Below are 5,000 nucleotides of genomic sequence, written 5' to 3'. Positions count from 1 at the left end.
ATGATGACGGCGCCGTCGACGATCAGACCGAAGTCCAAAGCCCCAAGGCTCATCAGATTGGCCGAGACCCCAGCGCGCAGCATACCAAAGCCTGTCAGCATCATGGTGATCGGGATGACCAACGCCGCGATCAGGGCCGCACGGAAGTTGCCGAGCAGCAGGAAGAGCACGACGATGACCAGCACCGCGCCTTCGGACAGGTTTTTCGCGACCGTCTTGATCGTCGAATTGACCAGCTCGGTGCGGTTCAGCACCGGCTGAATTACGACGTCAGGAGGCAGCGAAGCGTTGATCGTCTTCAGTTTCTCAGCGACCGCGGTCGACACGATGCGGCTGTTCTCGCCGATCCGCATGATCGCCGTGCCGACGACGACTTCGGTACCGTTCTCCGATGCCGAACCCATGCGGATCGCCTGACCCGTCTTCACAGTCGCAACTTGTTCGACCGTGATCGGCACGCCGTTACGTGTCGCGATCACGGTCCTGGCCAACTCGCTGGCATTGCGAACGAGCGCATCCGAGCGAACAGCCAGACCTTCGCCATTGCGATTGACGAAGCCACCGCCGACGCTGGTGTTATTGCGCTCCAGCGCATTTCCCAGGTCCGTCAGCGTGATGCCGAGCGAGGCCAGCTTCTGCACGTCGGGCACGACGAGGAACTGCTTGGCGTAACCGCCAATCGAGTCGACACCGGCGAGGCCCGGTGTGGTCTTCAGAAGCGGCGTCACGATCCAGTCCTGCGCGGTGCGCAGGTAGGTCGCCTTGTCCTCTTCGGTCGTCAGTCGCTCGCCCTCTGGCGTGATGTAGCTGCCATCGGGCTGTTGGCCCGGTTCACCGGGCTTGTGCTTGTCGTCCTCGCGATGATCGAGACGAACGGTGTACATGTACACCTCGCCCAGGCCTGTCGCGATCGGACCCATTTCAGGGTTCACGCCGTCGGGCAGATTCTCTTGCACGCCCCGCAGACGCTCGCCCACCTGCTGGCGGGCGAAATAGATGTCCGTCGCGTCCGAAAAGACCGCCGTGATCTGCGCGAAGCCGTTGCGGCTCAACGAGCGCGTATATTCCAGGCCGGGGGTGCCGGCGAGCGCGGTTTCGATTGGAAACGACACCTGCTTCTCGACCAGCTCGGGCGAGAGGGCAGGCGCGCGGACGTTGATCTGGACCTGATTGTTGGTGATGTCCGGCACCGCGTCGATCGGTAGCCGGTAGAGGGAAAAGGCGCCGATGGCGGCGACGATGACGGTGAGGAGCAGGACTAGCCAGCGCTTCTCGACCGCCCAGGTTACGATACGGGCGATCATGGCTTAATCCTCGTGGCTCGCTTCGCCCTTGCCGATCTCGGCCTTGAGCGTGAAACTTCCGGTGGTGGCGATCTGTTCGTTGCCGGTCAGGCCCGACCGGACGATCACCGTGTCGCCCGACGCATCGCCGAGCTGGACCGGGGTCGCCTTGAAGCCGGTGGGCGTGCGCACGAACACGACCGACTTGCCCTCGAAACTCTGGACCGCCGTCGTCGGCACGCGGACCGCCCCGCTCCCGCCGCTGCCCGTGAGCTGCACGGCTGCCGTCACAGGCTCGCCGACCCGCCATTCGCCACCGCGATTGTCGAGGGTGGCGAGCGCAGGCACGAGCCGCGTCTGCGGATCAAGCGCCGGCGACACGAAGGTCACGCGGGCGGTCGCCTGACGGCCTGCCGCCTTCACCAGCACCGTATTGCCGGGACGCACCCGGCCCGCATCCTCGGGCTTGAGATTAAGCGCGATCGACACCTGGCTCAGGTTGGCGATGCGATAGAGTTCGGCATCCGCCGCGACCGTTTGTCCCAGCGTCACGGGGCGCGCAATGATCTGGCCCGAGATCGGCGCGGCAATGCCGAGCCGGTTGAGCCCGCCGCCGCCGACACCCGCCGCCGAAACCATGCTCTGCGCCTGCGTCAGGGCGATCCGCGCCTCCGTCGCCGCTGTGCGGGCGGCGATCAGATCCTGTTCAGGGGAGACTCTCTGCGCGAACAGCCGCTGTTCGCGCGCGAGGTTCGAATTAGCGAGCTGAAGCCGCGCCCGCGCCGCCTCGACCTCGCCCTTGATCTGCGCCGCCTCGCGGCTTTCGATGACCGCAATGGTCTGGCCGCGTCCGACCGATTGGCCGAGGTTACGGGTGAGCGCGACCACGCGTCCCGCAATTGCGGCCGAGACGACCTGCGTTCCCTGTGGGTCGCCCTCGATGATCGCGGGCAGCTCGATCGTCCCGGCCCCGCCGATGATCGGCCGTCCGACCTGGACGCCCGCTGTGGCGATCTGGTCGGCACCCAATGTGACGACGCCTTCACCGGCATGACCGCCTTCAGCACCGCCCTTTTCCGTGCCCGCTGCCGTCTCATTGGCAGCTGCGCCTTCGGCAGTTGCCTCGTTTCCGCCATCCTTGCCGCCGCAGGCAGCCAAGAGCAGGGCGAGCGACGCCGCGCCCGCGAGATAAAAGCTCTTCATCACTGATTCCCCCCATTGGGCGCACGAGCGGTCAGTCGCTCCACTTGCGCGCGGGCATTCTGGTAATTGGCAAGCGCGTCGATCGCGGCGACCCGCGTTTCGGCGAGCGTGCGTTCAGCATCGAGCAATTCGAGCTGGCCGAACTTGCCCTCGCGATAGCCGATCCGCGCGATGCGGGCGGCCTCCTGTGCAGCCGCCAGCGCCGGCCCCGACGCCGCACGAGCCGTCGTTGCGGCATTGGCCGCCTGCGCCTGCGCGTCCGTGATCGCCTGTTCGATGTCGAGCGCGGTCACGCGGCGCTGCGCATCCGCCTGGGTCCGCTGCGCGGTCGCCTGCGCAATCGCGGCGCGACCATTGTTGAACACCGGGATCGGGATCGACACGCTGAACACCGCCGCCATGTCGTTGGTCGCTTCCAGGCGGCGGATCGACGGCCCGACGTTCAGGTCAGGCACGCGATTGGCGCGCGCGAGCCGCACGCCGGCTTCGGCAATGGAGAAATCCGCGTTGGCTGCCGCCAGCGCGAGTGTGCCGGTCGTGTTGACCGGTGCCAACGGCCCATAGACGTTCACATCGGGAAGGCGATCGAGCAGCGTGTCATCGAGCAGGCCGTCGATCGGCCGTCCGATCCGACGCGCCAGATTGGCGCGGGCCGCCTCGGCCAAGCGAAGCTGCCGCTCCACATTGGCGTCGGCATTGATACGCGCGACATCCGCGCGCTGTTGCTCGAGTGGCGATGCCCGCCCTGCCTGCACGCGAACGCTCGCGGCCCGCAGCGCATCGCTGGCGATCCGGGCCTGATCGCGGGCTGTCATTACCCGGCGATCGGCCGCGACCGCTTCGACATAGAGCTGCGTTACCTGAAGCCGGACATCCGCCGCGATGATCGCGGCCTGGATCTCGGCCCGGGACAATTGCGCATTGGCGACCGCGACGCGGGCGCCGCGCTTGCCGCCTAGCTCGATCGGGATCGCAAAGCCGACCGTGGTTTCCGCGCTGCGGACCCCCCGATACGGCCCGGAGCCGATGACATTCTCGACTTGGCCTTGAACCACCGGATTGGGCCGCAAGCCGGCGACTGTGCGACCTGCACGGGCCGCGTCGATTCCAGCTGTCGCCGCTTCCGCAGCAGGGGCCGAACCGCCCGCTGCACTGACCGCTTGGTCAAGCGTGTAGACCGGCGCATCCTGCGCAACAGGCGCGGACGGTCCGACCTGCGCCTGCGCCATCGTGGCGCAAGACGCTGCGGCCAGCATGGCCGCGAGGATACGATTCATGAAAATAGGACTCCTGACGATGATCGACAGGGGCGCGCCAACGCACGCCCAAATCGGACGTCAGGCTTGGGGGGGCCTCAAATGGACCATGCCGGTGCGGCCGTCGAGCGACGCAGAGGCGGAGATTGTCGGCTTGGGCACTGTGAGGACGGGGGTATATTCCATCGTCGTGCGCGCAGGCGCGCCGACGTCGTGTCCGTGACAATAATTGTGATGATGCGGGACATTCTTGTCCGAGTCCGATGGCACCTGATCGATGTCACCGGCGGTATGGACCGTGAACTCAACGCCCGCGATGCTTCCCCCCGCCAGATCGGCGGCATGGGCCATGCCGGAGAAGCTGGTCAGGACCAGCATCAGGCATGTCAGGAAAGGCAAAAAGGCTCGCACTAGCTTGCCTCTATCACGGAAGGGTTTTCATGTCATTGCACTAATTCGAACCAAGGGTCACTGAGCCGGAACCCGAGCGGGATCGGTCGCGCCCGTTCCAGGCGAACCCGACCGCAATGGCGACCGCCATCAGGAGTTGCGCCAGCACCGATTGCCAAGTGGGAAACACGCCGAGCATCGACAGCCGTGGCACGTCCGCGAGCGGTGCGATGTTGATAAGGCCGGCTTCCTGGAGCGCGGCGACGCCTTTACCCGCCAGCACGACGGTCAGGACCGCCATGAGCCAGGAGCTATAGCGGAAGAACTGCGCGATCGGCAGCTTGCGACTGTAGCGAAGCATGGCCCAAGCGATCAGGCTGAGCAGTCCAATCGCCGACCCGGCCCCCGCGAGAAGCATCCCGTTGTCACCTTGCGCCGAAAGCGCGGCATAGAACAGGATCGTCTCGAAGACCTCGCGATAAACTACGACGAACGCCAGCCCGAACAGGAACCAGCCCGACCCGCCCGAGAGCGCCCGCGACATCTTCTCGCGAATATAGCGCTGCCACTGATCGGCCTGCGCCTTGCCGTGCATCCAAATCCCGACCGAGAGCAGCACGACCGCGGCGAACAGCGAGCCAAACCCTTCCGTCAGCTCCCGGCTCGCACCGCTGATCCCGATCGCATAGGTGGCGACCGCCCAGGTGATCCCGCCCGCGATGATCGCGCTGACCCAGCCGCCATGCACGTACCGCAGCGCCTCGCCGCGCTCGGCTTTACGCAGGAACGCGATCATGGCGACAACGATGAGCAGGGCTTCGAGCCCTTCACGCAGCAGGATCGTGAACGCGCCCAGGAACGTGGACGC

At 66.1% G+C, this 5,000-nt stretch carries 5 protein-coding genes; all 5 read right to left on the bottom strand.

Going from position 1 to position 5,000, the window contains the following annotated elements:
- A partial coding sequence (locus tag AX685_RS12080) for an efflux RND transporter permease subunit (protein ID WP_042469577.1) occupies positions 1–1,304 on the bottom strand: 1,304 nt, incomplete at its 3' end.
- A gap of 3 nt (positions 1,305–1,307) precedes the next feature.
- Positions 1,308–2,486 (bottom strand): efflux RND transporter periplasmic adaptor subunit, encoded by a 1,179-nt coding sequence (locus AX685_RS12075; protein WP_004212877.1) that lies wholly within the window; start codon positions 2,484–2,486, stop codon positions 1,308–1,310.
- Positions 2,486–3,763, bottom strand: a complete 1,278-nt coding sequence (locus AX685_RS12070; RefSeq protein ID WP_013039111.1) for a TolC family protein — start codon at positions 3,761–3,763, stop codon at positions 2,486–2,488. Before AX685_RS12070 ends, AX685_RS12075 begins: the two co-directional genes overlap by 1 nt.
- 60 nt (positions 3,764–3,823) lie before the next feature.
- On the bottom strand, positions 3,824–4,120 hold the full coding sequence (locus AX685_RS12065) for a hypothetical protein (protein WP_007406840.1): 297 nt from the start codon (positions 4,118–4,120) through the stop codon (positions 3,824–3,826).
- A 73-nt stretch (positions 4,121–4,193) separates the two neighbouring features.
- The coding region (locus tag AX685_RS12060) for an FTR1 family iron permease (protein ID WP_197418592.1) at positions 4,194–5,000 on the bottom strand (807 nt) is incomplete at its 5' end.

Source organism: Sphingomonas sp. CCH9-F2, assembly GCF_001556735.1.
Taxonomy (GTDB): domain Bacteria; phylum Pseudomonadota; class Alphaproteobacteria; order Sphingomonadales; family Sphingomonadaceae; genus Sphingomonas; species Sphingomonas ginsenosidimutans.
Note: the sequence above shows the minus strand (reverse complement) of the source record. Positions and strands in the feature narration are given on the sequence as shown.